The sequence below is a fragment of the Micromonospora sp. NPDC050397 genome, from assembly GCF_044901685.1.
GTDB lineage: Bacteria > Actinomycetota > Actinomycetes > Mycobacteriales > Micromonosporaceae > Micromonospora_G.
In genome coordinates, this window is record NZ_JBJDPS010000008.1 from 149210 (window position 1) to 174681 (window position 25472).

Here is a 25472-nt window from a genome sequence, read left to right on the forward strand (position 1 = left end):
CGCCGTCACCACACCCCGGTCGAACCGTCGGTCAGCTCCCGCAGGATGTCGATGTGACCCGCGTGCCGGGCGGTCTCGTCGATCATGTGGACGTAGATCCAGCGCAGCGACACCGGGCCCATCTGCTCGTGCGTGCCGGTGTCGTCGAGGGCGTAACCGGCGGCGGTCTCCCGCGACCGGGCACACTCCTGCGAATACTGTTCGAGCAGCTCGGCCATGGTGCCCTGGTCGACCGACCAGCCACCGTCGGCGTCCGCGGCGGGCGTGGGATGCCCGGCAAGATGGTGCTGGAACCAGTTGCGCTCGGCCACCGCAAGGTGCCGCAGCAGCCCGGCGAGCGTGGTCTCGGAGGGTACGAGCCGGCGCTTGGCGTCGGCGTCCGGCACGTCGTGCAGCTTGGTCACGACAATTCTTCGGTAGAAGTCGAGAAAGGACTCCAGCACCTGCCGTTCGCCGGCGGTGACCACGAGTTCCGGACCGAACGGCGGCGTGAGCGGCATCGTCTCCATACCGGCCACGGTAAGTGAAAGGAAGGGCCCCTTGTTAACGCTATGCGTTAACAAGGGGCCCTTCCTTTCACACGGAGGCGAGGTAGGTGGCGGTCTTGCCGGGGTCCATCAGCCAGTCGTCGAAATCGGACGGATCGGAGAAACCGTTGGCGAACCGTCGGGCCACCGTCGGGTTCGCCGCCGCGGTGCCGAGGATCTGCTGTACGTGTTCGGGTAGCGGCGCCAGCATCGCGTTTGTCCAGTTGGTGACCGAGGAACCGGCGCGCGCCCAGAAATCCTCGAAGGTCCGCTCCATCCATGCTCGGTCGAACGGCTGGTCGCCGTGGCGGACGATCGCCTCCAGGTAGGCGGCGGCACACTTGGCGGCGGTGTTGCTGCCCTGTCCGGTGATCGGGTCGTTGGAGATGACCACGTCGGCCATGCCCAGGATCAGGCCACCGGAGGGCAGTTCGGCGACCGGGCGCCGAACGGTCGGGGTGTACCGGCCGGAGAGGGTCGCCCGCGCGTCGGTCAGTTCCACCTCGGCGCAGCGGTCGTACACCCAGGGGGTGTAGTGCTGGGCCAGGTCCAGGGTGAGCTTGAGCTGCTCCGCCGGGTCGAGCCGGTCCTGCCACCGGTCCGCCGGGCCGCCCGGGACCGCCTCCCAGAACAGGATGTCGCAGGGTCCGCTGCGGGTCAGACCGGGGATGACGAACAACTCTCCCAACCCGGGTACGGCGTTGAAGCCCACACTCGGTGCCGGGAACCTGGGGTCGGGCGCCAGCCCGTGCACGTACGACACCGCCAGGGCGCGCTGCGGGACGGTGTACGGCGATCGGGCCGGGTCCCGGTCGAAGACGCCCACCAGGTCACTCTTGCCCGCGGCGACCACGGTCAGGTCGTAACGGCCGAGCCGGGTGAGCCCGTCCAGGTCGGCGGTGGTGACACCCTGGTAGTGCACGGTGCCGCCGCGCTCCTCGAACAGCTCCAGCCAGGCCGCCATCTTCACCCGCTGGTCGGTGCTCTGCCCCGGGTCGTCGAGCGGGGCGATGACGCTCAGGGCCCGCTGGCCGGGTGGCGCGGAGAGCGAGACGTGCAGTCCGGCGATCGCCGGTGCCTCTCCGTCCCAGAAATTCAGCCCGTACGCCCGCTCGGTCTGCAATGCCTGGTGGAACATCGCCTGGGTGCTCATCACCCAGCCACCACGGATCTCCTCCGGGGTGCGCGCCGACATCAGCGTCACCTGGTAACCCTCGGCCAGCAGACTCAGACCGAGTTGCAGGCCGGACTGGCCGGCCCCGATGATCAGGATCTTGCGCATCGTCTTCTCCCAGGGGTGGTAGGGACTACCGGCCGGCGGGCGCGGAGGTGGGGGTGACACCGGCGGCGACGGCACCGGCGCCGGGCCGTCCGGCGGGAGGGGCGCCACCGGTACGGCGCATCGTGTGCTCGACCACGGTGAGCAGCGCACGTGCCACCGAGCTGGTGTCGCGGGCGTCGCAACTGATCACCGGCACGCCCGGTCCGAGCGCGAGCGCCCGGCGTACTTCGGCCAGGTGGTGGGTGAGCTGACCGTCGAAGAGGTTCACGCAGACCACGAACGGCAGGTCGCTGTCCTGTTCGAAGTAGTTGACCGCCGCGAACGACACGTCGAGTCGGCGGGTGTCGACCAGCACCAGCGCGCCGACCGCGCCACGGCAGAGGTCGTCCCACATCGGCCAGAACCGCGCCTGTCCCGGCGTACCGAAGAGGTAGAGGACGAGGTCCTCGGCGACGGTCCGGCGGCCGAAGTCCATCGCCACGGTGGTGGTGGCCTTGTCGATGCCCGGATCGAGCCGGTCCACCGACTCGCTGGCCGAGGTCATCCACGCCTCGGTGTTGACCGGCGGGATCTCCGAGATCGAACCGACCAGGGTGGTCTTGCCCACCCCGAATCCACCGGCGACGACGATCTTGGCTGAGGTGATCACGGTCGGCGGCTCAGGCGAGTTGTAGGAGGCCATCGCGGAGTCTTTCCAGAAGCCGGGAGTCGAACGGGGTGGAATACGTCTCCGGATGGATCTGCAACCGGTTGGTGGTGGCGAGGTCGTCGATGACCACGCGGGTCACCCCGAGCGGCATCCCGGAGTACGCGGAGAGTTCGGCGACCGAGGTGGTGCGCCTGGCCCGGTCGTACAGTGTCCTGGTCTCGGGTGGTAAGCCGGCGGCGAACCGGGCATCGTAGTACGGCACCGAGATCAGGGTGTGTACGAAGAGGCGCTGCCGGGTGCGGGTACGACCGCCGGTCAGCACGTAGGGCCGCACCTTCCAATGTGCGTTGGCCACGATGGCGTTCGCTCCCTTTTCAGCGCGCGGACAGGATCGGGATCGGTGCTCCCAGGGGTCGGCCCCGGACAGCGCTCCAGGTACGGGTGCACGGGCGGCGCGAGTCAGCCGGCCGCCTGGCCAGCGGTCCGGCGCTGGAGGTCGCCGCGTACCTGTGGACTGAGCAGGTGGCCGACGGCGCCCACGAACTTCGTCATCTGGTAGGCCACCACCCGCAGGTCACAGCCGCTGGTGGCGGCGACCGCGAGACCGGCCGAGTCGCCCACCCGCATGAAGAGCAGGTGCCCGCCCGGCAGGCGAACGGTGAGGTACTCGGAGAGTCCGAGGTTGAGCAGCCCGGCGCTGCGGTCGGCCATGCTGATCAGGCCGGAGGTGAGCGCGGCGAGCTGGTCGCCGAGGTCCCGGTTCACCGCCTCGGAGGCGACAAGCTGGAGTCCGTCGAGACTCACTAGCAGTGCGTGGGTCACCCCCGCCGTCTCGTTGGCGAATCGTCCGATCAGCCAGGCGAACTCCTGGTGGGTGTGGGCTCCGGCCGGCGGGCGGGAGACGTCACTGCGAGGGCTGGTCATCACGGGATCCTTCGTTGCTGGGGTGCGGTTGGCGTCCGTCGCGGAACCCGGCCGCGAAGTCGAGCGTCTCGTCCGGCCAGGCGAGTTGGTCCGAGCCGGCGGTCGGAGCGCCGTCGGCGACGCCGGGGCGGGCGGGCGGTTCACCGCGCAGGCTGGTCGGCTCGCGTCGGGGCAGACCGTTCAGGGTCGCCCCGCCGCCCGAGCCCGCCGGGTCGACACCGATCCGGCCACCGCCCGGACCACCACCGACGAGCGGGCCACCAGCGCTGGCCTGGCCACCACCGTTGAGCTGGCCACCATTGGCCCGGCCAGCACCGTTGTGCTGGCCACCGCCGACGAGCGGGCCAGCACCATTGAGCGGGCCACCACCGTTGAGCTGGCCACCATTGGCCGGGCCAGCACCGTTGAGCTGGCCCTGGTGGGCGGCACCCGGCTGGCGGGGCGGTTGGTGGGGGGCCATCGGGTGCGACACGTTCGGGCGCGGCCCGCTGGCCGGGGACGGGGGTCCCTGAGGCGGCCCGGCCGCCGGAGACGGGGGTATCGGGGGCGGCGGTGCGGCCGGGGCCGGCACGTACGGCGGCGGCGCGGGCGGGAGTTGGCCGGGCGGCGGGGGCGCGGTCTCCTGGAAGGTGGGGATCTCGCAGAGCAGACCGGCGGGGAGCAGTACGGTCGCCGTGGTGCCGCCGCCCGGTCGGGCGGTGAGCCGTACGCCGATCCGGTGCGCGGCGGCCAGTCGCTGGACCACCAGCAGTCCCAGCCGGTTGACCCGGGGTCCGGCCACGGCCAGCGGCACGGTGCTGGCCAGCATGGCGTTGACGTCGGCGAGTTGCCCCGGCTTGAACCCGAGACCGACGTCCTCGACCCGTACCAGCACGCTTCCGACCTCGGTGAGGTGGACCGAGACGGTGACCGGTGCGGCGGGCGGGGAGAACCGGGTCGCGTTGTCCAGCACCTCGGTCAGCACCCGGATCACGTCGTCGGCCGCGAAGTCGACCACGGCGAGGTGGGCGATCACGCCGAGGCGTACCCGGGGGTAGTGCTCGATCGCCGAGGTCGCCGCCCGTACCACGTCGATCAGGGAGGTGACCTGGCGACCGGCGTCGTCGACCGGTCGCCCCGCGAGCACCAGCAGGTTCTCCGCCTGGCGCCGGATCCGGGTGTTGGCGTGGTCGATCCGGTAGAACTGGGCCAGCCGAGCCGGGTCCTGCTCCTCCGCCTCGACCGCCGCGAGCTGCCCCCCGGTCTGGTACGCCGCCGCCAGGATGCGCAGCGCGAACTGCTCGCAGAGCGCCGGCCAGGCCAGCGCCACCGCGTCCGGTCCGGGCGGGCCGGGTAGGACGGGGGGACCGGGCTGGACGGGTGGGCCGGGCAGGGCCGGCGCCTGGCCGGCGGAGGCGGGTCGGAAGGGTACGGCTCCGTTGCCCTGGGCGGCGGTGGAGGTGGCGTCCACGGTCGGGTCCACCCAGCGGGCCACCCGACGTCGCAGTCCACCTGGCCGGTTCATCGGTAAGCCTTTGAGCAGCACATATCCTGTTCTTCCGGATCAGTGATGAACTCACGCAGGGAACACCATTTATTTATGGTTCGAGGGGATTTCGCCATAGCTCGCTGTAGCTAATCAGCCCCGATCCGGCACGGCAATAGGGGTTGACGCTCCACCCGGGGTGCATACCCCTAGGGGCAGGCCATCGACGATCGGCGACACCAGCCCGGCGAGTTTGTCCGGTCTGCCGGCTTCCACGGCCCGCAGCGGCGACACTACCGGGATGGGAATTCTCCGCTTCGACGGCGCGACAGCGCTGGTCACCGGTGGGTCGTCGGGCATCGGCGCGGCGGCGGCCGCCCAGTTGGCCGGTGCCGGCGCCCGCGTCTTCCTGGGCGGACGCGACGCCGGCAAGCTCACCGCACTGGCCGACCGGATCGGCGGTACGGCGGTGATCGGCGACCTCACCGAGCCGGCCGGCGCCGCCGAGTTGGCCGAACGGGTGCTGGCCGAGGCGGGGCGGGTGGACGTACTGGTCAACAACGCGGGGCAGGGCTGGGCCGGCTCGTTCACCGGGATGGACGAACCCGAGATCGCCCGGATGGTGGCGCTCAACCTGACCGCGCCCGTCCTGCTCACCCGGGCCGTACTGCCCGGGATGCTGGAGCGTGGGCGGGGGCACCTGGGCTTCGTCGGCTCGATCGCCGGCCGGCTCGGCGTACGCGACGAGGCCGTCTACTCGGCGACCAAGGCGGGGTTGAGCGTGTTCGCCGACAGTCTGCGACACGAGACCGCCGGTCGCGGGATCGTCATCACCGAACTGGTCCCGGCCGTGGTGGACACCCCCTTCTTCGTACGCCGGGGTCGCCCCTACGACCGTCGCTCACCGCGTCCGGTCTCGGCCGAACGAGCCTCGGCCGCGCTGCTCACCGCGATGTCCGCCGGCCGCCCCGAGGCGTACCTCCCCCGCTGGCTCTACCTGCCGGTGGCGATCCGCGCCACCCTCCCCCGCACCTACCGCCACCTCTCCGGCCGCTGGGGCTAACCCGGCGCTCAGCTCTGCGAGCGCAGCGCCCGGATGGACTGGGTCAGGGAGTTCATGGTGGCCAGCACGGCGGTGGGCTCGTAACCGCAGTGGGCCATGCAGTTGGCGCAGCGGGGGTCCTTGCCCCGACCGTAGCTCGACCAGTCGGTGGTCTCGACCAGCTCCTTGTACGTCTTGGTGTAACCGTCGTTCATCAGGTAGCAGGGGCGCTGCCAGCCGAAGAGCGAGTACGACGGGATTGCCCAGGCGGTGCACGGGAAGTCGACCTTCCCCTCCAGGAAGTCCAGGAACAGCGGCGAGTGGTTCAGCCGCCACCTGCGCCGCCGACCGTCCGCGAACGCCTTGCGGAACATCGACCGGGTCTCCTCCACCCCGAGGAAGTGCTCCTGGTCCGGCGCCTTGTCGTAGGCGTACGCCGGGGAGAGCATCATCTGGTCGACCCCGAGGTCGTCGTTGAGGTAGTCGAGCACCTCGATCACGGTCTGCGGGGTGTCGGTGGAGAAGAACGTGGTGTTGCTGGTGACCCGGAAGCCGCGTCGCTTGGCCTCCTTCACCGCCGCCACCGCCTGGTCGAAGACGCCCTCCTTGCAGACCGAGGCGTCGTGCCGATCCTTCAGCCCGTCGATGTGCACCGCGAACGAGAAGTACGGCGACGGCCGGAACTTGTCCAGCTTCTTGATCAGCAGAGCCGCGTTGGTGCAGAGGAAGACGTACTTGCGGCGCTTGACCAACTCGTTGACGATCACGTCGATCTGTGGGTGCATGAGCGGCTCGCCCCCGGCGATGGAGACCATCGGCGCACCGGACTCCACCACCGCGCCGACCGCCTGCTCCACCGGCATCCGCCGTTTGAGCACGTCGGCCGGGTGCTGGATCTTGCCGCAGCCGGCGCAGGCGAGGTTGCAGGCGAACAGTGGCTCCAACTCCACCAACAGCGGGAAGTACTGCTTGCGGCGCAGCTTCTGACCGATCAGGTAGCGGCCGACCCGGATGCTCTGACGCAACGGCATACTCATCGCGGACGTATCTCCTTCGGCAGGGTGAAGTGCACATCTTCCGTACTGGTCGGGCGTTCCCGTACGGCTCGCGCGCCCAGTCCGACGAGGGCCGCGACCGTCTGCTCCACCAGGTGCGGTGGGGCCGAGGTGCCCGCGGTGACACCGACCGCGCGGACCCCGGCGAGCCAGCGCAGGTCCACCGCGCCGACGTCGTCGACCAGGTGGGCCGGGGTGCCGGCGCGCCGCGCCACCTCGACCAACCGGATCGAGTCGGAGCTGTCGGCCGAGCCGAGCACCAGCACCAGGTCGGCGCGCGACGATCGGGGCGCGGCCAGCACCACCTGCTCCACGGCGGTCGCCTCGGCCCACTCGGCGAGGCCCGGCCCGACCCGGGCCAGGGCCCGCAGCGCGGTGGCCACCCGCCCCAGGGTGGCGGCCCGGAACAGCGGTTCCGGCGAGACGTCGGCGATCACCCGTACGCACGCGGTCGGCCGCTCCGCCGGACCGGCGAGCAGCGCGGACGACTCGGTGTCGACGGCGAGCGCGCCGGTGGCGCCGAGCCGTTCCCGGTCGGCGCCGTCGACCAGCCGGTCGCTGCTCACCACCGGCCCGAGGTGGACCCGGAGCCCCCGCCGACGCAGCGTCGCCGCGAGCATCGGCGCCGACGGGCAGGGCAGCCGCTCGTCACCGGTCCGGCCGTCCCGGCGTACCTCGGTGGCCACCACCACGTCGCCCGGACGCAGCGCCGGGTCCAGGCCACCGGCGATGCCGGCGACCGCGAGCGCGGAGGTGTCGCCGTAGCCGGCGGCGGCCCGGGTGGCCCGGGACAACCCGCGACCGGTACGCCGCAGCGGTACGCCCGCCGGCAGGGTACGGCGCAGTGCGCGGGCCTCCATCCGCATCGGGGCGAAGAGCACCCAGTCGCCGGCCGGTTCGGTCCGTTCGCCGAGTCCGGTCACCCGCGCCTCCCGGCGACCGCGCCGACGCCGACATCCGCACCCGCGTCCACGTCGCCGTCGGCACCGGCAGCGGCACCGGCGCTCGTGCCGTCGGGAGTGTCGGTCAGGATTCGACCGAGTGCGGTGACCGGGAAGACCAGCCGGTACAGGTGGTAGTTGATGTAGAAGTCACCCGGGAACCCGGTGCCGGTGTACTGGGGCTCGTCCCAGCTCCCGTCCGCGCGCTGGGTCGCGGCCAACCAGTCGACGCCGCGCCGGGCCGGCTCACCGTCGCCGTGGCCGGTGGCGTGCAGGGCCAGCAGTGCCCAGGCGGTCTGGGACGCGGTCGACTCGCCCCGGCCGCGCCAGGACCGGTCCCGGTACGAGCGCATGTCCTCGCCCCAGCCGCCGTCCGGGTTCTGGGCCCGGTGCAGCCAACCGACCGCGCGTACCAGCACCGGATCGTCGGTCGGCAGGCCCGCCGCGACCAGCGCGGGCACCACGGCGCCGGTGCCGTACACGTGGTTGGCGCCCCAGCGGCCGAACCAGGAACCGTCGCGCTCCTGGGCGCGCAGCAGCCAGGCCACCCCGCGCCGGACCGAGGCCGAGTCGGACGGACCGCGCGCGCAGAGCGCCTCGACCACGTGTGCGGTCACGTCCGCGCTGGGCGGGTCGATCACCTCGCCGAAGTCGCAGAACGGCAGCTCACGGGCGAGCGTACGGGTGTTGTCCGCGTCGAACGCGCCCCAGCCGCCGTCCCGCGACTGCATGCCACGCAGCCACTGCTCACCCCGCTCCAGCGCGGCCGGCGTACGCGGGTCGCCGTCGGAGCGCCGCAACGCCAGCAGCACCTCGGCGGTGTCGTCGGTGTCCGGGTAACCGTCGTTGTCGAACTCGAACGCCCAGCCGCTCGGCGGCAGGTCCGGACGGCGTACCTGCCAGTCGCCGCCGACCCGGATCTCCTCGTCGAGCAGCCAACTGTTCGCCCGTCGCAGGGCCCGGTGGTCCGGCGGCAGGCCGGCGTCGGCTAGGGCGACCACCGCCAGCGCGGTGTCCCAGACCGGCGACTGGCACGCCTCCAACCGGCGCAACTCCCCCTCCGGGCTCTCCTCCCGTACGGTGAACCGGTCCAGCCCGGCCAGCCCGGCCTTCAGCACCGGGTGGTCGAGCGGGTAACCGAGCAGGTGCAGCGCGATCAGCGAGTAGACCCAGGGCGGTTGGATCCCGCCCCAGGAGCCGTCCGCCTCCTGCCGGGCCACGATCCACTCGGCCGCCCGGCGCAACGCGTTGCGGCGTACCGCCCGCAGCGGGTGCCGGTCGTAGCCGCGCAGCGCCCCGTCCAGCCGGTGGAACCAGCCGGCCCGGCTGCGCAGCGACGTCGGCGGCACCGGCCGTACGCCGGTCCGCAGCTCGTCCAGGGCGAAGCCGAGCGGGCGTACCGGACGCAGGGTGCGGACGATCGACAGCGGCACGATGGTCTGCCGGGCCCAGCAGGCGAAGTCGTAGATGTTCAGCGGCATCCAGGACGGGAGCAGCACCACCTCCGGCGGGACCGCCGGCACCCGGTCCCACGGCCACTCCCCGAACAGGGCCAGCCAGATCCGGGTGAAGACCCGGCTCTGCTCGATCCCACCCCCGGCGAGCACGAACTCCCGGGCGGTACGCAGGTGCTCGGCGTCCACCGGGTCCCCGGCGAGCCGCAGTGCCGCGTACGCCTCGATGGTGGTGGAGAGGTCGCCGGGTCCACCGTGGAAGTTCGCCCAGCTCCCGTCCGGCTGCTGTTGGCCACGGATCCACCGGGCGGTCGCCTCGGTCTCCTCCTCGGTACGGATGCCGAGGAACTGCCGCATCAGCAGGTCCTCGGCCTCCATCGTCACGTTCGTGGCCAGTTCACCCTGCCACCAGCCGCCGGGATGCTGGCTGGCGAGCAGGTGCTGCCGGGCCCGGTCCAGGGCCTCGACCGCCCGCTGGTGCCGGTCGCCGGTCGCCGGTGCGGGGGCGAGGTCGGTGGGGTCGGTGGCGTCCGGCAGCACGGCCGAGTCGACCGCCTCCGCGACCGCCAGGTCGACCGCCTGGGCCACCCCGAGCTCGACCACCTCGTCGACGCCGGGCTCGACCAGGGACTCGGCCACCGGGTCCGGCCGTGCACCAGCCACCCGGTCCGGCCGCGAACCAGCCACCGGGTCGACCGACGGATCGGCCACCGGGTCGGCCGGTGACCCGGCCGCCGGCCCGGTCCCGGGCTCGGTGGCCATCAATGGTCCCGGCCGGTCATGAACCGGGCGATCTCCACCAGTTCCCGGTGTACGGTGGCCAGCGCGTTCGCGTCCGGGCCACCGGTCGCGCCGATCTCGGTCAGCCGGTCCAGCTCGGCGAGCGCCTCGGTGAGCAGCCGGTCGGCCTCCTTCTCGGTCCAGTCCCGGGCCCCGGTCTCCTCGATCAGGGCGGCGGCCAGCGCCAGGTCCGGGCCGGAGAGTTCACCCGGGGTGGCGTACAGCTCGCGGAGCTGCTCGCTGGCGGTGCCACCGGCGGTGAGCGCCCGGACCACCGGCACCGACTTCTTCCGCGCCACCAGGTCGGCCAGGACCGGCTTGCCGGTGACCGCCGGTTCGCCCCAGATGCCGAGCAGGTCGTCGACGAGCTGGAAGGCGAGGCCGAGCCGGTCGCCGTAGAGGGCCAGGCCGAGGGTGAGGGCCGGCGGGCCGCCGCAGAGCACCGCGCCGAGGGTGGCCGAGCAGGAGAGCAACGCGGCGGTCTTGTCCCGGGCCATGGTCAGGCACTCGTCCAGGGTCACCGTCTCGCGGTGCTCGAAGGCGACGTCGGCCGCCTGGCCGGCGATCAGCCGCCGGACCGCCGCGTTCAGGTAGCGCAGCCCCCAGGTGCCGCCGTGGCCGGGCATCGCGGAGAGCACGTCCCCGGCGAGGCTGAGCATCGCGTCACCGGCCAGGATCGCCGGACCGACGCCGAACGCCGCCCACGCGGTCGGCCGGTGCCGCCGCTCCGCGTCCCCGTCGATCACGTCGTCGTGCAGCAGCGAGAAGTTGTGCACGAGTTCCACCGCCACCGCCCCGGGCAGCGCGTCCTCGGCGGTCTTGCCGGCGGCCCGCGCGGAGAGCAGCACCAGGGCCGGTCGCAGCCCCTTGCCACCGCCCCGGGTGGTGGGCTGGCCGTCGGCGTCCCAGTAGCCGAGCTGGTAGCCGGCGGTGAGCCGGGTGCGTTCGTCGATCCGGTCGAGCGCCGCCCGGATCTCGGGCTGCACGAGTGTGTCCACCTCGGCCAGGAAGCCAGGCAAGGTCATGGTCATGTCGGCGCCTCCGTCGTACTCGATCTCGACCCGAGATGGGCGAGCACGACGTCGGCGGCCTGCCGGCCGCTGCGTACCGCGCCCTCCATCGTGTCCGGCCATCCGGTGTCGGTCCACGCGCCGGCCAGCGCCAACCCGGGCAGCCGGGTACGCGACGCGGGCCGGTCCCGGCGGGTGCCGGGCCCCTGCCGGAAGGTCGCCCGTGGCTCCCGGGTCACGAAGACGTCCCGTACCGGGGTCCGTCGTGCCGCCGGGAAGAGATCGGCCAGCGCGGCGAGCTGGTCGCGACCCAACTGTGCGGCTGGCGTCCGCAGTACCGGTTCCGCCGCCGAGATCGAGGTGACCAGGTACTGGCCGGTGTCACCGGCCGGGGTCCGGTCGAAGACCCACTGCACCGGGTTGTCCAGGGCGGCGGCGAACTCCAGGTCGGTGACCCGCCGCCGGTAGCGGACGTGCACGTTGACGATGGGTGCCGCGCCGAGCCCGGCCCAGCGCTCCCGGTCCGGCGCCGCCTGGGCCGGCACCAGCCGGGTCGCCTGGGGGTGCGGGACGGCCAGCACCACGGCGGGGGCGGTGATCCGTACCCGGTCGGTGTCGACCCGGAATCCGCCCCGGTCCGGGGTGATGCCACGGACCCTGACCCCGGTGCGGACCTCGCCACCGTGGCGGCGCAACAGCGCCGCCGCCGGCTCGCCGTGCAGTTCGGACAGGGGCACGGTGGGACGGCCGATGTCACCGGCGTCGGCCCGGTCCAGCAGGCCGGTGCGGAACACCCGCGCGGCGAGCGCGAGCGACGCCCGGTGCGGGGGCGCGTTCAGCGCCGCGACGCAGATCAGCTCCCACAACCGGCGTACGGTCGGCGCGTCCTGCCCGTGCCGGGTCAGCCAGTCACCGAAGCTGACCTCGTCGTTGGCCGGGTCGTCCGGGTCGACGCCGCGCAGCGCCGCCGCCCCCCGGATCGCGGCGATCCGCTGCCCGACCCGCAGCGGCCGGTAGTTGATCAGGGCCGGCAGCAGGTGTGCCGGCGCCGGCAGTCGCCGGGTACGGGTGAGCAGGTGTGGCGGTACGCCGACGCGCAGGATCGGCACCGCGAAGACGTCCTGCAACCGGGCGTCTCCGGTGGTGCCGAGCCGGTCGAGCAGTTGCCGGTACTCCTGGTAGCAGCGGAGGAAGACGTGCTGACCGGTGTCGACCAGCAGGTCGCCCCGGCGGAACGAGTAGGTGGCGCCACCCAGCTCCGGCCGGGCTTCGAGCAGGGTGACCCCCACCCCGGCGTCGACCAGGCGCAGTGCGGCGGTGATGCCGGCCAGGCCGCCCCCGACGACCACGACCCGCTCGCCGTTCACGTACTGCTCCGGGTCATCGCCCGAGCCGCGACGTACGCCTTCTGCCAGCCGGGCAGCGAGACCCGGCGCCGGGTGACGGCCAGCGGGTCGGCCACGATCCGGGCCAGCAGCCGGTGGTAGATGCCGGCCATCGCGGCGACGCAGGCGGCACTGCGCCGGTCCAGCAGTGGCAGCAGCCGCAGCCCGGTGCGGTAGTAGCGCTCGGCCCGCTGGGCCTGCCACCGGACGAGTTCGGCGAGCCGCTCCGGCGGGTCGGCGAGCCCGCCGTCGACACCGGGGTCGAGCGTGCAGCCGAACCGGTCCAGGTCGGCCCGGGGCAGGTAGACCCGGCCGTCCTGCCGGTCCTCGACGATGTCGCGCAGGATGTTGGTGAGTTGGAGCCCGATGCCGAGCGTGTCGGCGAGATCGCTGGCGACCGTACGCGGCACGGTAGGCCGGAGGTCGAAGACACCGAGCGAGAGCCGACCGATCGAGCCGGCCACCTGCCGGCAGTAGCCGACCAGGTCGTCGAAGGTGTCGTAGCTGTTGCCCCGGACGTCGGCCACGCAGCCGTCGACCAGTTCGTCCAGCGCCTCGATCGGGATCGGCAGCCGGCCACCCGCGTCGGCGAGGGCGAGCAGCACCGGGTCACCACCGGCCTCGGGGAGTTGGTGCAGCGCGGCCCGTACCTGGTCCAGCCGGGCCAGCTTCGCCGTGGCGGGCAGGTCGCCGTCGCCGATGTCGTCGATCCGCCGGGCGACCGCGTAGACGGCGCAGAGCGCGCCGCGCCGCGCCGGCCGGAGCAGACGGATGCCGTACGAGAAGTTGCGCGCCTGGGTACGCGTGATCCGTTCGCACTCCCGGTAGGCCAGGTCCAGTTCGGAGAGCCCGGCGGACCGGCCCTGGGCGGTCATGTCGGCCTCGCGATCAGGGTCCGCAGCCACTGTCCCGCGGTCCCGGCCCGAGTCGGTCGGGGCACCCGGACCAGCGGGTCGTGGTCGGACCGGGCGAGCGCGGCCAGCGCCGCCCGGCCACCGGCGAGGTATCCGGCGACCGCCAGCCGGGCCCAGCCGTGCAGGTCGCCGACCAGCGGCGCACCGGCGTCCAGGGCGGCGCCGGCCCGTTCCGCCTGGAGCCGGATCACCGCCCGCAACCCCGGACTCGCGTACGGCGCGGCCAGTTCGGACGGGGCGACACCGTACCGGTCCAGGTCCTCCCGGGGTAGGTAGATCCGGCCCCGGGAGTAGTCCTCGGCCACGTCCTGGAGGTGTTCGATCACCTGGAGCGCGGTACAGACGTGGTTGGACAGGGCGATCCGCCGGGCCGACTGGGCCTCGAAGACGTGCAGCACCAGTTCCCCGACCGGGTCGGCGGAGAGGTGACAGTAGTCGACCAGGTCGGCGTAGCTCTCGTACCGGTGCACCACCTGGTCACGCTGGTTGGCCGCGATGAGCCGGCGCAGCGGCTCGAGCGGCAGCCGCCGGTCGGCGATGGTCGGGGCGAGCGCCACCAGCACCGGGTGGGTCGGCGGCCGTCCGTCGTAGACGGCCCGCAGTTCGTCCTCGAACCGGCGCAGCACCGCCGACCGGCTCCGTGGGTCGTCGAAGGGGTCCGGGTTGACCGGGTCGCGGGCCGGCGCGCTACCCGGGTCACGGGCCGGGTCGCTGCTCGGGTCGGTCGCGGGATCGTCGAACGGGTCGAGCGCGGGTTGGCTGCTCGGGTCGCGCGGTGGGCGGCCGGGCGGGTCGGTGGCGGGCTCGCTGAACGGGTCGAGCGCGGGTTCAGCGGCGGGAGGCTGGCCAGGACCGTCGCGCAGGGCCGGGGCCGTTCCGGGGTGCGCGCGCTGGGCGGACTCGTCATCCGGGGCCGGGGCCGTTCCGGGGTGCGCGCGCTGGACGGGCTCGTCGCCCAGGTCGTCCACGTAGCGCGCGTAACCGTAGAGCGCCAGCAGGTGTCGGCGGGTGGCTCCGGGCAGGATCCGGAGGGCGACCGGGAAGTTCTCGCCGGAGAGCGCGGTCTGTGGAATCCGCCGCAGCGCGGCCGGGTCCCCGGACGCCTGGGTCGGATCCCCGGAGGGCTGGGTCGGATCCCCGGGCGGCTGGGTTGGATCCCCGGGCGGCTGGCTGGAGACGTTGCCGGTCAGTTCGAGCACATGCAGCCTCTCGCGCAGAGTCCACCTGTCGACGCGAGCCGGCCGGACCGCCGCACCAGATGTCAGTGACCCATCACTCGCGCTAAGTAGTCGTGACTGAGCGTACCCAACTTCACCCGCCTGGACGGTGAGGCCGGCGAAGTCTGTTTCAGGTTCCGAGCGGGCCGGGTTACTTCGACCGGGTGGTGCTGGCCAGCGAAATCCCGACGATCATGAGAATCACCCCGACGATTTCGATCAGCAGGCGCGGGCCGTCGGTGGAGAGCGTCTCGTGGAACGCGGTTACTCCGATGACTACTCCACCGAACGGGTCGAGCAACGTGATCGCGGTCAGCGGGGCGGCGATCGGCCCGCTCTGGTACGCGTTCTGGTTCAGAACCAGCGCCGCCGCCCCGACCACGATCAGCGCGTACAGGTGCCAGTCGGCCAGCAGGGTCCAGGGGCGACTGGTGAGGTCCTCGCTGATGGTCTTGAGCAGCGCCGCGGCGACCGCGTACAGCACCCCGGTGGCGATGCCGAGCAGGGTGCCCCGGTGCGCGTCCCGGGCCCGCCAGGCGGCGAGCAGGCAGATTGCGATCAGCCCACCGGCCCCCGCGCCGACGCCGAGCCAGGCCAGGGTCGACGGCTGCTCCACGCCGGCCCGTGGATTCGCGGCGACCAGGAAGGCGGCCAGTCCGATGATCGCGATCCCGGCGAGGATCAGGTCCTTGGCGTGTGGCCGGCGCTTCTCCAGCGCCGCCTCCAGCGGGATCGCCATGAACAGCCCGGTCATCAGCAGCGGTTCGACCAGCGCCAGCGGCCCGAAGCGCAGGGCGACCGCCTGCAACCCGGTGCCGATCGCGTCCGGGATACCGCCGAAGAGCCAGAGCGGCCGGTGCAGCAGCCGGATCAGTAACCTCGGGTCCCCGGCCCTGGTCTGCTGCTCCTGCTTGGCGGCATGCTGTTCGAGCGCGGAACTGAACGCGAAGAACAGCGCCGAGGCGAGGCCCAACAGGACCGCGAGGAGCAGCACCGGGTCAGCCCGCTTGGCGCGGGCCCGGCCTCACCGGCGCCGTCCCGGCGGGGTGGGCTGCTGGGCGTGGTGGTGTGCGTACCAGTTGAGCGCGGCGACCGCGAGGCAGACCAGCACGCCGGCCCGGCGGGCCCGGCGACCTCGCCGACCCTGGGTCAGCGCCGACGGCTTCGGCGCCGGATTCGGCCGCACGCCCGTACCCCGGGCCAGGTCGGCGATCACCTCCGCCGGGTCGGCGCGGAACAGCGCCAGGCCCGCCTCGCGCTGGCGCCGCCCGCGTACGCCCTCGGTCAGCGCCAGCAGGGCCGGTCCCAGTTCGTCCGGGTGACGTACCCAGGTGACCATCCCGGCCTCCGCCATGGTGACCGCGTTCGCCCGGCCGTGGCCGGGGATCGGCCGGTAGGTGGCTACCGGCAGTCCGCTCGCCATCGCCTCCAGCGCGGTCAGCCCGCCCGCGTTCTCCACCAGTACGTCGGCGGCGCGCAGCAGCGCCGGCATGTCGTCGACCCAGCCGAAGACGTACGCCGTGCGCTGGCGCCGCAGCCGGCGGTAGAGCGCCTCGTTGTGCCCGCAGACCACCACCGGTACGGCGACCCCGGTCCGGGCGATCTCGGCGGCGGTCTTCGCCACCTCGCCCACCCCCCAGGAACCGGCGACCAGGAGCGCGAGCCGCCCCTGCGCCGGCAGGCCGAAACGCTCCCGGGCGTCCCGGCGAGCCTGCTCCGTGCCGGGGCCGAAGCCCGCCGAGACCAGCCGGCCGACCACCCGCACCTCGCTCGCGCCGAGCGCGCCGGCCTGGGCCCGGGTGCTCGGGTGCGCCGCGCAGTAGACGTCGACGCCGGGCGAGACCCAGAGCGGGTTGACCGCGAAGTCGGTCAGATAGGTGATCACGGGTACGTCCAACTGCCCCCTGCGCCGCAACGGCCCGAGCAGTTGGGTGGCGATCGGGTAGGTCGAGACGACCGCCCGGGTCTCCGGACCGACCAGCTTCCGGACCTGCGGGCGTACCGGACGCAGCAGTGCCCGGGTGATCGGACCGGCACCGGCGAAGCCACAGCCGATGGCGAACAACGATCCGTAGATCCACGGAAAGCGGCTCAGCATCCCGTGGTAGGTGCCACGGAGCAGCTTGCCGAGCCCGTACGGGAAGATATCCGCCAAATCACGGCAGTCGACCTGGAATCCCCGCGCCCGGAGCCGCTGCTCCAGCTCGCGACTGGCCCCCTCGTGCCCGGCGCCGGCACTGGCCGAAACGATCAACACTCGCGCCGGCCGCTCTGGCGCCACCCGCCGTCGCCCGGACGGGATCCCCGCCCGCGCGTACGGGTCCCACGCCGCCGGCCTCGGCGCCCCGCCGTGCGGCTTGGCCGCCGGGCGCGCCTCGCGCCACCCGCGAATCAATCGCATTTGACCATCTACCCAGTCCGGGTACGAAGAATCCTCGGAATCCGCATCCGGCCCGGATATCTCACCCGGAGCGGGTCACCTGCCCGTCGCCCCCGCCGCCGAGCCTGCCGGGCCGGAGCCGACCGCCCCCGCGACCGGGCCGGTCGGACCAGCGGCGATCATGGTGGGATGCCCCATCTCGGACTGGTTACCCTCGTCGTGCGCGACTATGACGAGGCGATCGCCTTCTACGTCGACCGGGTCGGTTTCACGCTGGTCGAGGACACCCCACGCGGCGGCGGCGTCCGCTGGGTGGTGGTCGCCCCACCGGGATCGACCGAGACCGCGCTGCTGCTGGCCCGGGCCGGAAACCCGGAACAGGCCGCCCGGGTGGGCGACCAGACCGGCGGGCGGGTGGCACTCTTCCTCAACACCGACGACTTCGACCGGGACCACCGACGGATGACCGCCTCGGGGGTACGGTTCGTCGAGCCGCCCCGGCACGAGCCGTACGGCTCCGTCGCCGTCTTCGAGGACCTGTACGGCAACCGCTGGGACCTGATCGAGCCGCGTACCGCCGCGATCCAGCCGCGTACCGCCGCGCAGGACTGACCTGGAGCCGCGCCCGACCGACCCGGCCGCGTACCGGCGCCACGTCCTGCTGACCCACCGTGCCCCTCGGCGGCGGTCAGCGCTCGGCCTCGCCCACCAGGTCGGCCTTGGGCCGCCGGACCGGGCGGGCCTCCCCGTCGAGTTCGGCCGCCTGCTCCGGGGTGGGCGCCGAACCGCCGAGGTGGGCCGGCTGCCACCAGGTGTCCTCCGGGCCGTCCGGCTGGTCCGGGTACTCCCGCTGGGCCCGGTCGATCAGGGTGGTGAGCTGTCGACGCAGCTCCCCCATCAGCGCGCCCGAGGTGCCGAAGTCGGCCGGGGCCAGCGGCTCGCCGATCAGCACGGTGATCGGGGTGTGCCGTCGGGTCAGGGTCTTCGGGCGGCCCTTGGTCCAGAGTCGCTGGGTGCCCCAGAGCGCCACCGGCAGCACCGGTACGCCGGCCGTGTCGGCCATCCGGGCCACCCCGCTCTTCGTCCCCTTGAGGGTGAACGAGCGGCTGATCGTCGCCTCCGGGAACACCCCGACCACCTCACCCGCGCGCAGGGCGCTGACCGCGGTCGCGTACGAGCCGGCGCCGTTGCGGCGGTCGACCGGGATGTGCCGCATGCCGCGCATCAGCGGGCCGGCGTACCGGTTGGTGAAGACCTCCTGCTTGGCCATGAACCGGACCAGTCGGCGGGACTGCTGGGCGCCGAATCCACAGAAGATGAAATCCAGGTAGCTGATGTGGTTGCTGGCCATCACGGCGCCACCGGAGCGGGGCACATGGTGCCCACCCTCCACCCGCAGCCGCAGGTCGAGCACGCGGAACAGCGTCTTGGCGGTCGCGATGACGGGTGGGTACACGAGTTCTGGCATCGTCAAACGTTACCCGGACCACATCATCGGGTAACCCACGGCCCGGTCGGGTCGCCCGGCCGTTCGGCGGATGGGTCGGCGAGCCACGCCCTGACCAGCGCCGCGACCCGGGCCGGTTGCCGGACGACCATGGCGTGGTCGGCTCCGGCCAGCTCGACCACCCGCAGCCACGGGGTGACCCCGGCCGCCTCGGCGACCCGCGCCGAGGTGCCCAGCCGGTAGGCCGCGTACAGCTCCCGGAACGGCTCGTGGACCGGCAGGTCCTCGGTCGCCAGCACCAGCAGCAGCGGGCAACGGGTCGCCCGCAGCGCCGGGGCCAGGTCGAACGAGTTCATCGCCAGGCGAATGTCCGCCACCGTCCCTGGGCCGGGACGCGCTGGCCCACCGGCACCCGGCGCGGTCATCGCGGTGAACGCGGCGTGCAACCGGGTCAGCTCGGCGTCCGCGCGCTCGGGCGCCATGCCGGCGAGCTGCTCCGGGCGTACGGGTGCCGGCACCCCGTCCAGGCTCACCGCGCCCGGACACTCGGGATGCCGCCGCGCCCACTCGGTCGCGACCATCCCGCCGAGCGACCAGCCGACGATCGCGGGCGCCCCGAGGGCGAGTTCGCCGACCACCGCGTCGATGTCGGCGAGGACCGCCGCCATGGTCCACGGCCCGTCGCCGGAACGGCCGTGGCCACGCAGGTCCACGCTCAGCACGCGGTGATCCGGCCGCAGTCCCTCGGCGAGCGCCTCCATCTGGGCGAGTTCGCCGCCCGCGCCGTGCAGCAGCAGCACCGGCGCCGCTGTCGCCGACCGCACCGGCGCCGGGCTCGCCGCTGGTGCCGGGCTCACCGGCGAGCCGGGGCCGCCGAGGTCGCGTACCGCGATCGGGACGCCGGCACCGGCCACCGTCAGGTCACCCATGGCGGGCCTCCCGATCGAGTTGGTGCAGCCGGTCGCGGACCGACCCGGGCACCACTCCGCCATCCGGGTGGCGGGCCAGCCGACCTCGACTGACCAGGTCGTGTACGCCCTGCCGGGTGATGCCGAGCATCGCCCCGGCCACCGCGTACGACACGGCGGGCGCGGTGGGGTGGCCGACCCGCCAGGCCACCGCCCGCCCGAGCGGGCCACGCCACCAGTCGAGCGGCGGATCGAACGGGCCGTCTCCGGGGTAGAGCGTCGAGACCACCCTCATGATCACGCCGACCGCCTGCCGGTCGTCGCCGAGGACGACCCGGTCCGCCCAGGTCGCGGCCCTGACCCGGACCACGGTACGCAGCGCGTCCACGGTGTCGTCACCGTCGAGCAGGATCTCCAGCGGGTCGAGCAGCCGGATGTCGAGCAGCCGGACGAGCTGCTCCGCGAGTTCGGTCCGATCCGGTGGTGCCACGGTGCCTCCCCTTCGCGCGACCCAGGAGCAAGTGCTTGACAATCACTGTCAAGCACTTGGCGGCGACTGTCAAGTAGACGAGTCGGGCGCGGCGGCGCGGGCAGGCCGGATTCGGGGGCCGTGCAGCCGATACAGTTACGGACGTGATCCCGCTCGAGGCAACCGCCGCCGCGTACCGGCGCTGGATCACGCCCGATCTGCCGCTCTACGGCAACGACCACGAACGCGCGGACTTCGCTCCCTGACCGGCGCCCCGAACCGATCGCCGTCCGGTCCCTTCCCTCAGTTCGGGAGCGCTTCCCCATGTCCGAGAACCCGTCCGTACCCGCCGCCGAGAACAGCTCGGCGCTGGCCGTACTGCGCGCACCACAGACCGCCCGGGTGCTGGCCGCTAGCCTGCTCGGCCGGATCCCGCTCGGCGCGGCACCACTCGCGCTGCTGATCTTCGCCCGCGAGACCATGACCCTGACCGTGGCCGGGCTGCTGGTCGGCGCCTACACGGCCGGCATGGCCGTGGGTCAGCCGATGCTCGCCCGACGCGCCGACCGTTGGCGCCAGCCGCCGGTGCTCTGGCTGTCGATGGTCGCCTCCAGCCTCGGATTCGCGCTGGTCGCCGTGCACGTCAACCTGCCCGTCACGGTCGCCGCCTCGGTGCTCGCCGGAGCGGGCGCACCGCCGTTCGAGTCGTGCCTGCGGGTGCTCTGGCGTGACCTGCTCCCCGCGCACCAGGTGCAGACCGCGTACACCCTGGACATCGCGGTCCAAGAGGCGATCTTCGTCCTCGGTCCGGTGGTCACCCTCGCCTCGGTTGGCCTGGTCGGCCCGACCGGCGGGCTGCTCGCCGCCGCGCTCTTCCAGGCCGCCGGCACGGCCTGGTTCGCCACCACCGGCGCGGTCCGTCGCTGGCGCGGCGAATCGGCGGTACGTCACTGGGCCGGGCCGCTGCGCGCCGGTCGACTGCGGCTGGTCCTCGGCGCGCTGCTGCTCGTCGGCGCCGGGGTGGGCAGCGTGACGGTCGCCGCCACCGGTTACGCCGAGGCGGCCGGAGCCCGTTCGTGGGCCGGTTGGCTGCTCGCCGCCCAGGCCACCGGGGCGCTGGTCGGCGGCCTGCTCTACGTACGCTTCGGCGGCCTGCGCCGGCACGCCACCCTGCCCCGGGCGATCGCGGTCTTCGCCGCCGGTTACCTGCCCCTGCTGCTCACCCCGGCCCCACCCGCGATGCTGGTGCTGATGGCGGTCAGCGGGCTCGCCCTGCCGCCCCTGCTCACCATCGCCTTTGTCGCGATCGACGAGGTGGCGCCGCCCGGCACGGTGGCCGAGGCGTTCGCCTGGGCGGCCACCGCCTTCTCGGTCGGCAGCGCCGTGGGCGCGGCGGCCAACGGTGCCCTGCTGGACGCGGCCGGGCAGGTGCCGGTCGGCTTCGTGCTCGCCCCGCTCGCCGCCGCGACGGCCAGCGGCCTGGTGTTGCTGGGCAGCACCCGGAACCGGCCGGTCACCGCCTGACCCGGCCGGCTCCGGGTCGGGGTAGGTACGGGCGATCCCGGGGCTCGGGACGCCCGCCGACCCGGCCGCTTCACCTGCTTCGGGTGATGTGCCGGCGACCCGGGCGGACGATCCTTCGAGTACGGGCACGACACGCGCGCGGCGTACGACGAAGGGGCGGGCCGGACGGGGGGTGCGGTGAGCGAGGCGACCACGAACTTCTTCCACGGCCTCGGCGAACAGGCGAACGACCTGCTACCGAGCAAGGTCCGGGGCACGATGCGCTTCGACCTGCGCCACGGCACCAAGGTCTCGCACTGGTACGTCGCCATGCACCACGGCAACATCCTGGTCTCACAGGACCGACGGGACGCCGACTGCGTCGTCCACGTGGCCGAGGACCTGTTCGACCGGTTCACCACCGGCGAGGCGAACCTGATCTCCGCGATGATCCGTACCGAGTGCGTGGTGGAGGGGAACTTCGCCCTGCTGATCATGTTCCGCCGGTTCTTCCCGGCCGCCCCGGACGCCGTCGACCCCCGCCAGGTGGTCCGTGAGCGGATGGCCCGCGAACGGGTGGACCGGTGACCGAACCGATCAGCGTGCTGGACGGGGCCACCTTCGTGGTCAGCGACCGCAACGGCGACATCGACCCGTCGCCCACCTTCCCGACCGGCCTCTTCGCGCTCGACACCCGGTTCATCGCACGCTGGGAACTCACCGTCAACGGCGAGCGCCTGCACTCGCTCGCGGTGGACGACCTGCGGTACTTCCAGACCAGCTTCTTCCTCGCGCCCGGTGAACCGACCCACTACATCGACGCCAAGGCGTCGGTGATCCGCAAACGTACGGTGGGCGGCGGGTTCGAGGAGCGGTTGACCGTACTGAACCACGAGGAGGAACCGGCCTCGTACACGGTGCGGTTGGAGATCGGCAGTGACTTCGCCGACCTGTTCGAGATCAAGAACCTGCTGCCGAAGCGCGGTGAGGTGGCGACTCTCGTCGAGGAGGGCAAGCTCCGGCTGCAGTACCGGCGCGGCGCCTTCTTCCGCGAGACCCTCATCGCGGCCGACGACGGCGCCGAGATCGACGACCACGGCATCACCTTCCGGATAACGGTCGAGCCGCACGGCAGGTGGAGCACCCTGCTGCGGGTGGTCACGCTCTTCCCCGGCGGGGACGAGACGGCGGTGGCGGAGCTGCACACCTTCGAACGGGGTCGGGGCCGCCCCGAGGTGCAGCGGCTGCTGGACGAGTGGGTGGCGCGGGCACCGCACCTGGCCTGCGACTGCGAGCCGTTGAGCGACTCGTACCAACGCAGCGTGATCGACCTTGCGGCGTTGCGCTACACCGGCCTGCTACGCAAGGAGAAGCTGCCCGCCGCCGGCCTGCCCTGGTTCATGACCCTGTTCGGCCGGGACAGCCTGATCACCTGCCTGCAGTCGCTGCCGTTCATCCCGGAGCTCGCGCCGCCGACCCTGCGCACCCTGGCCGGTCTACAGGGCACCAGACTCGACAATCTGCGGGAGGAGGAGCCGGGCAAGATCCTGCACGAGATCCGCTACGGCGAGTCGGCCGCGTTCGAGGAGCAACCGCACTCGCCGTACTACGGCTCGGCCGACGCCACTCCGCTCTTTGTCATCCTGCTCGACGAGTACGAGCGTTGGAGCGGTGACGCGAAGCTGGTCCGCGAACTCGCCGACGAGGGGCGGGCGGCGCTGCGCTGGATCGACGAGTACGGCGACCTGCTCGGCAACGGTTACGTCTGGTACGAGCGACGCAACCGCCGTACCGGCCTGGAGAACCAGTGCTGGAAGGACTCCTGGGACGCGGTCTGCTACCGGGACGGCACGCTGCCCGACTTCCCCCGGGCCACCTGCGAACTTCAGGGGTACGCCTACGACGCGAAGATCCGTGGTGCCCGGCTGGCGCGTACGTTCTGGGACGACCCGGCCCTCGCCGACCGGCTGGAGCGGGAGGCGGCCGACCTCAAGGCACGGTTCAACCGCGACTTCTGGGTGAGCGACGGCGGCTACTACGCGCTCGGGCTGAACCGGGACGGGCGTCAGATCGACGCGCTCGCGTCCAACATGGGCCACCTGTTGTGGAGCGGCATCGTCGACCAGGAACGGGCCGGTGACGTAGCCCGCCACCTGCTCGGCCCGTCGATGTTCTCCGGCTGGGGGGTACGCACGCTGGCCAACGGGAACGGCCGCTACAACCCACTGGGTTACCACGTCGGAACGGTCTGGCCGTTCGACAACTCGATCATCGCCGCCGGCCTGGCGAGGTACGGGTTCATCGAGGAGTCCGCCCGGATCGCGGAGAGCATCATCGACGCGGCGAAGTACTTCCAGGGCCGGTTGCCGGAGGCGTTCGCCGGATACGACCGGGACCTCACCACGTACCCCGTGCGGTATCCGACCGCGTGCAGCCCGCAGGCGTGGTCGGCGGGCGCGCCGCTGCTCCTGCTCCGTACGATGCTCGGGCTGGAGCCACAGGACGACGGCCTGACCGTGCGTCCCGCCGTACCGGCGAGCCTCGGTCGGATCGAACTGCTCGGCATACCGGGCAGGTGGGGACGGATCGACGCGTTCGGCCGGGGTCGGCTGCGTACCGCGGCTCACCGGACGACCGACTAGTCCACCTCGGGGACACGCAACTGCCGGAAATACGACTGTCCCAGGGGTGGTGACGCGATAGCCGTTACCGTCACGCCTACCTGCCAGTTTCCGTTTGGCCCACGTCAGACACGTCAATGGGATCGGGATGAGGTCCATGGAGTACGAGCGCGACCCGGCGGGTCGCTCACCGGGACGGACTCTGCTGACCCCTCAGGATGTGCACCGCAAGAGATTCGGCCCGACCCCGATCGGTCGACGTGGTTACGCGCCCGGCGAGGTACGCGAGTTCCTCCATCTGGTCGAGGTCGACCTGGCGGTGTTGTACCGGGAGTTGGTCAGCGCGCGTGAGGAGGCCAACCGGATGAAGATGGCACTACGAGAATGGCAGAGCCAGCACGGTGAATGTTCCGTCCGGGGCCGGCAGGAGGCGCAGGAGCTCTACCGGCGGCCGCATCCCCGGGAGCGGCGGGGTGAGTGACGCCGTCACCAACCATGTGGCCCTGCGACCGAACTGGTCGTGTGTCTCCTGCGGACAGGAGTGGCCCTGCACCGTCCGGAAGCGCCGGTTGAAGTACCTCTACCAGGGCAACCCCGCCGAGTTGGGCAACCAGCTCCGGCTCTGGCTGGAGCAGGCTCGCGGCGAGCTGCCGGCACTGACCGAGCAGGAGTTGACCGACCGGTTTGTCGGTTGGACGGACCGGCCGGTCACCAGGCGGGAGCCCGAGCTGTCGTGACGGTTCGCCGCCCCGACGCCACGCGCCGCCCTCGGACGCCAGGCGATCTTGAGCGCTGAGCGGTCTTGAGCGCTGAGCGGTCTTGAGCGCTGAGCGGTCTTGAGCGCTGAGCGGTCTTGAGCGGTGAGCGGCGTCGGATGCCGGACGGCATCGAAGGCCAGGCGGCATCGGACGCTAGGCGGTCTTGAGTCGGCTGCGGTAGGCCCGCATCGACATCTGGGAGCCGCAGGTGGCGCCGCAGTAGAGGCCGGACGAGTTCCGGGTCTTGTCGAAGAAGCCGGCGTGGCACGAGGGGTTCTTGCACACCTTCAGCCGGGACCAGCCGCCCCGGGCGGCGAGATCGGCCGACGCGGCGAAGAGCGCGCCGAACGCGCCCGGCACGCCGGACTGCGACGGGACGAAGGTGCAGCCGTCGGCGGTGAGCCTCGGCGTGAGCGGATGACGCTCGGCGATCCGCTGGAGATATGCCTCGGCCGCCGGGACGGACGCCGGATCGTCGACGCAGCCGGCGTGCGCCCGGAGGATGGTCTCGAAGGCGGACCGTAGCTCCCGAGCCGCCACCACGTCGGCGTAGCCGACCTCCGACGCCCCTTCGCCGAGACCGGCGTCGGCCAGCCAGTTCGCCAGTCCGGCCTGGTCGGCGAGCCCCTCGACCCGCCCGTTGGGGGAGGGGCGGGTGTTGACGAAGCGCAGGATCAGGGCCGAGCTCTCACAGAGGCCGGGCGGACAAATCCACCCCGCTGTCCGTTCCATGGTCATCCA

26 protein-coding genes are annotated in these 25472 nt (G+C 72.6%); 7 read left to right on the forward strand and 19 right to left on the reverse strand.

What is annotated here, in order from left to right; genetic code table 11:
* Positions 1–5 precede the first annotated feature (5 nt).
* The 6 genes from ACI2K4_RS25065 to ACI2K4_RS25090 all read right to left on the reverse strand — a co-directional run bounded on the left by ACI2K4_RS25065 (position 6) and on the right by ACI2K4_RS25090 (position 4886).
* Positions 6–509, reverse strand: a complete 504-nt coding sequence (locus ACI2K4_RS25065; protein WP_404514637.1) for a DinB family protein — start codon at positions 507–509, stop codon at positions 6–8.
* 67 nt (positions 510–576) lie between these two features.
* Positions 577–1809 carry a styrene monooxygenase/indole monooxygenase family protein gene (locus ACI2K4_RS25070; RefSeq protein WP_404514639.1) on the reverse strand — a complete coding sequence of 411 codons (1233 nt, stop codon included), beginning with the start codon at positions 1807–1809 and terminating at the stop codon, positions 577–579.
* 25 nt (positions 1810–1834) lie between these two features.
* Positions 1835–2491, reverse strand: coding sequence for a GTP-binding protein (locus tag ACI2K4_RS25075; RefSeq protein WP_404514641.1), 657 nt, complete (start codon positions 2489–2491; stop codon positions 1835–1837).
* Positions 2469–2813 carry a DUF742 domain-containing protein gene (locus tag ACI2K4_RS25080; RefSeq protein WP_404514643.1) on the reverse strand — a complete coding sequence of 115 codons (345 nt, stop codon included), beginning with the start codon at positions 2811–2813 and terminating at the stop codon, positions 2469–2471. The genes ACI2K4_RS25075 and ACI2K4_RS25080 overlap by 23 nt, the downstream gene beginning before the upstream one ends.
* A 104-nt stretch (positions 2814–2917) precedes the next feature.
* A complete protein-coding gene (locus ACI2K4_RS25085) occupies positions 2918–3382 on the reverse strand; it encodes a roadblock/LC7 domain-containing protein (RefSeq protein ID WP_404514645.1) in 465 nt (154 codons plus the stop codon).
* Complete coding sequence (locus tag ACI2K4_RS25090; protein WP_404514647.1) at positions 3363–4886, reverse strand: sensor histidine kinase; 1524 nt, start codon at positions 4884–4886, stop codon at positions 3363–3365. Before ACI2K4_RS25090 ends, ACI2K4_RS25085 begins: the two co-directional genes overlap by 20 nt.
* Positions 4887–5148: 262 nt before the next feature.
* Between ACI2K4_RS25090 and ACI2K4_RS25095 the strand changes: the two genes are divergently transcribed.
* Positions 5149–5910, forward strand: coding sequence for an SDR family NAD(P)-dependent oxidoreductase (locus ACI2K4_RS25095; protein ID WP_404514650.1), 762 nt, complete (start codon positions 5149–5151; stop codon positions 5908–5910).
* A gap of 8 nt (positions 5911–5918) precedes the next feature.
* Here ACI2K4_RS25095 and hpnH read toward each other — a convergent pair whose 3' ends face one another.
* From hpnH to ACI2K4_RS25140, 9 genes are all read right to left on the reverse strand, one after another.
* Positions 5919–6926 (reverse strand): adenosyl-hopene transferase HpnH, encoded by a 1008-nt coding sequence (gene hpnH / locus ACI2K4_RS25100; RefSeq protein ID WP_404514652.1) that lies wholly within the window; start codon positions 6924–6926, stop codon positions 5919–5921.
* Complete coding sequence (locus tag ACI2K4_RS25105; protein ID WP_404514654.1) at positions 6923–7867, reverse strand: hypothetical protein; 945 nt, start codon at positions 7865–7867, stop codon at positions 6923–6925. Before ACI2K4_RS25105 ends, hpnH begins: the two co-directional genes overlap by 4 nt.
* Positions 7864–10101 (reverse strand): squalene--hopene cyclase, encoded by a 2238-nt coding sequence (gene shc / locus ACI2K4_RS25110; protein WP_404514656.1) that lies wholly within the window; start codon positions 10099–10101, stop codon positions 7864–7866. The genes ACI2K4_RS25105 and shc overlap by 4 nt, the downstream gene beginning before the upstream one ends.
* Positions 10101–11150: a polyprenyl synthetase family protein gene (locus ACI2K4_RS25115; protein ID WP_404514658.1), complete on the reverse strand. Its 1050-nt coding sequence runs from the start codon at positions 11148–11150 to the stop codon at positions 10101–10103. The genes shc and ACI2K4_RS25115 overlap by 1 nt, the downstream gene beginning before the upstream one ends.
* Entirely contained in the window at positions 11147–12496 is a 1350-nt protein-coding gene (gene hpnE, locus ACI2K4_RS25120) for a hydroxysqualene dehydroxylase HpnE (RefSeq protein ID WP_404514660.1), read from the reverse strand. Before hpnE ends, ACI2K4_RS25115 begins: the two co-directional genes overlap by 4 nt.
* The gene (locus ACI2K4_RS25125; protein ID WP_404514662.1) at positions 12493–13389 is read right to left on the reverse strand and encodes a phytoene/squalene synthase family protein; all 897 of its coding nucleotides are present in this window, start codon (positions 13387–13389) and stop codon (positions 12493–12495) included. Before ACI2K4_RS25125 ends, hpnE begins: the two co-directional genes overlap by 4 nt.
* Positions 13386–14627 carry a squalene/phytoene synthase family protein gene (locus ACI2K4_RS25130; RefSeq protein ID WP_404514664.1) on the reverse strand — a complete coding sequence of 414 codons (1242 nt, stop codon included), beginning with the start codon at positions 14625–14627 and terminating at the stop codon, positions 13386–13388. Before ACI2K4_RS25130 ends, ACI2K4_RS25125 begins: the two co-directional genes overlap by 4 nt.
* A gap of 169 nt (positions 14628–14796) precedes the next feature.
* Positions 14797–15639, reverse strand: a complete 843-nt coding sequence (locus tag ACI2K4_RS25135; protein WP_404514666.1) for a DMT family transporter — start codon at positions 15637–15639, stop codon at positions 14797–14799.
* Between the two features lie 30 nt (positions 15640–15669).
* Positions 15670–17046, reverse strand: a complete 1377-nt coding sequence (locus ACI2K4_RS25140) for a glycosyltransferase (protein ID WP_404514668.1) — start codon at positions 17044–17046, stop codon at positions 15670–15672.
* Between the two features lie 168 nt (positions 17047–17214).
* Between ACI2K4_RS25140 and ACI2K4_RS25145 the strand changes: the two genes are divergently transcribed.
* Complete coding sequence (locus ACI2K4_RS25145; RefSeq protein WP_404514670.1) at positions 17215–17637, forward strand: VOC family protein; 423 nt, start codon at positions 17215–17217, stop codon at positions 17635–17637.
* 76 nt (positions 17638–17713) lie between these two features.
* Here ACI2K4_RS25145 and ACI2K4_RS25150 read toward each other — a convergent pair whose 3' ends face one another.
* Genes ACI2K4_RS25150 through ACI2K4_RS25160 form a run of 3 tightly spaced genes read right to left on the reverse strand, consistent with a single transcriptional unit; the run spans position 17714 to position 19870 of the window.
* Complete coding sequence (locus ACI2K4_RS25150) at positions 17714–18493, reverse strand: lysophospholipid acyltransferase family protein (RefSeq protein WP_404514672.1); 780 nt, start codon at positions 18491–18493, stop codon at positions 17714–17716.
* A gap of 23 nt (positions 18494–18516) precedes the next feature.
* On the reverse strand, positions 18517–19401 hold the full coding sequence (locus ACI2K4_RS25155) for an alpha/beta fold hydrolase (protein WP_404514674.1): 885 nt from the start codon (positions 19399–19401) through the stop codon (positions 18517–18519).
* Positions 19394–19870 carry a hypothetical protein gene (locus tag ACI2K4_RS25160; protein ID WP_404514676.1) on the reverse strand — a complete coding sequence of 159 codons (477 nt, stop codon included), beginning with the start codon at positions 19868–19870 and terminating at the stop codon, positions 19394–19396. The genes ACI2K4_RS25155 and ACI2K4_RS25160 overlap by 8 nt, the downstream gene beginning before the upstream one ends.
* Before the next feature lie 303 nt (positions 19871–20173).
* Here ACI2K4_RS25160 and ACI2K4_RS25165 point away from each other — a divergent pair, with 303 nt between their 5' ends.
* The 5 genes from ACI2K4_RS25165 to ACI2K4_RS25185 all read left to right on the forward strand — a co-directional run bounded on the left by ACI2K4_RS25165 (position 20174) and on the right by ACI2K4_RS25185 (position 24710).
* The gene (locus ACI2K4_RS25165) at positions 20174–21373 is read left to right on the forward strand and encodes an MFS transporter (RefSeq protein ID WP_404514678.1); all 1200 of its coding nucleotides are present in this window, start codon (positions 20174–20176) and stop codon (positions 21371–21373) included.
* 177 nt (positions 21374–21550) lie between these two features.
* Positions 21551–21940, forward strand: a complete 390-nt coding sequence (locus ACI2K4_RS25170) for an SCP2 sterol-binding domain-containing protein (RefSeq protein WP_404514680.1) — start codon at positions 21551–21553, stop codon at positions 21938–21940.
* Positions 21937–23994 carry a glycogen debranching N-terminal domain-containing protein gene (locus ACI2K4_RS25175; RefSeq protein ID WP_404514682.1) on the forward strand — a complete coding sequence of 686 codons (2058 nt, stop codon included), beginning with the start codon at positions 21937–21939 and terminating at the stop codon, positions 23992–23994. The genes ACI2K4_RS25170 and ACI2K4_RS25175 overlap by 4 nt, the downstream gene beginning before the upstream one ends.
* Before the next feature lie 136 nt (positions 23995–24130).
* Positions 24131–24454 carry a DivIVA domain-containing protein gene (locus tag ACI2K4_RS25180; protein WP_404514684.1) on the forward strand — a complete coding sequence of 108 codons (324 nt, stop codon included), beginning with the start codon at positions 24131–24133 and terminating at the stop codon, positions 24452–24454.
* Positions 24447–24710 (forward strand): hypothetical protein, encoded by a 264-nt coding sequence (locus ACI2K4_RS25185; protein WP_404514685.1) that lies wholly within the window; start codon positions 24447–24449, stop codon positions 24708–24710. Before ACI2K4_RS25180 ends, ACI2K4_RS25185 begins: the two co-directional genes overlap by 8 nt.
* A gap of 174 nt (positions 24711–24884) precedes the next feature.
* On the opposite strand, the gene ACI2K4_RS25190 is transcribed toward ACI2K4_RS25185, so the two are convergent.
* On the reverse strand, positions 24885–25463 hold the full coding sequence (locus tag ACI2K4_RS25190; RefSeq protein ID WP_404514686.1) for a CGNR zinc finger domain-containing protein: 579 nt from the start codon (positions 25461–25463) through the stop codon (positions 24885–24887).
* Between the last annotated feature and the right edge of the window lie 9 nt (positions 25464–25472).

Excerpts from the sequence above, each read along its gene's own strand:
- ACI2K4_RS25065 (WP_404514637.1), bottom strand. The coding sequence starts at position 509 with ATGGAGACGATGCCGCTCACGCCGCCGTTCGGTCCGGAACTCGTGGTC.
- ACI2K4_RS25070 (WP_404514639.1), bottom strand. The coding sequence starts at position 1,809 with ATGCGCAAGATCCTGATCATCGGGGCCGGCCAGTCCGGCCTGCAACTC.
- ACI2K4_RS25075 (WP_404514641.1), bottom strand. The coding sequence starts at position 2,491 with ATGGCCTCCTACAACTCGCCTGAGCCGCCGACCGTGATCACCTCAGCC.
- ACI2K4_RS25085 (WP_404514645.1), bottom strand. The coding sequence starts at position 3,382 with ATGACCAGCCCTCGCAGTGACGTCTCCCGCCCGCCGGCCGGAGCCCAC.
- ACI2K4_RS25090 (WP_404514647.1), bottom strand. The coding sequence starts at position 4,886 with ATGAACCGGCCAGGTGGACTGCGACGTCGGGTGGCCCGCTGGGTGGAC.
- ACI2K4_RS25095 (WP_404514650.1), top strand. The coding sequence starts at position 5,149 with ATGGGAATTCTCCGCTTCGACGGCGCGACAGCGCTGGTCACCGGTGGG.
- hpnH (WP_404514652.1), bottom strand. The coding sequence starts at position 6,926 with ATGAGTATGCCGTTGCGTCAGAGCATCCGGGTCGGCCGCTACCTGATC.
- shc (WP_404514656.1), bottom strand. The coding sequence starts at position 10,101 with ATGGCCACCGAGCCCGGGACCGGGCCGGCGGCCGGGTCACCGGCCGAC.
- ACI2K4_RS25115 (WP_404514658.1), bottom strand. The coding sequence starts at position 11,150 with ATGACCATGACCTTGCCTGGCTTCCTGGCCGAGGTGGACACACTCGTG.
- ACI2K4_RS25125 (WP_404514662.1), bottom strand. The coding sequence starts at position 13,389 with ATGACCGCCCAGGGCCGGTCCGCCGGGCTCTCCGAACTGGACCTGGCC.
- ACI2K4_RS25140 (WP_404514668.1), bottom strand. The coding sequence starts at position 17,046 with ATGCGATTGATTCGCGGGTGGCGCGAGGCGCGCCCGGCGGCCAAGCCG.
- ACI2K4_RS25145 (WP_404514670.1), top strand. The coding sequence starts at position 17,215 with ATGCCCCATCTCGGACTGGTTACCCTCGTCGTGCGCGACTATGACGAG.
- ACI2K4_RS25150 (WP_404514672.1), bottom strand. The coding sequence starts at position 18,493 with ATGCCAGAACTCGTGTACCCACCCGTCATCGCGACCGCCAAGACGCTG.
- ACI2K4_RS25155 (WP_404514674.1), bottom strand. The coding sequence starts at position 19,401 with ATGGGTGACCTGACGGTGGCCGGTGCCGGCGTCCCGATCGCGGTACGC.
- ACI2K4_RS25165 (WP_404514678.1), top strand. The coding sequence starts at position 20,174 with ATGTCCGAGAACCCGTCCGTACCCGCCGCCGAGAACAGCTCGGCGCTG.
- ACI2K4_RS25180 (WP_404514684.1), top strand. The coding sequence starts at position 24,131 with ATGGAGTACGAGCGCGACCCGGCGGGTCGCTCACCGGGACGGACTCTG.
- ACI2K4_RS25190 (WP_404514686.1), bottom strand. The coding sequence starts at position 25,463 with ATGGAACGGACAGCGGGGTGGATTTGTCCGCCCGGCCTCTGTGAGAGC.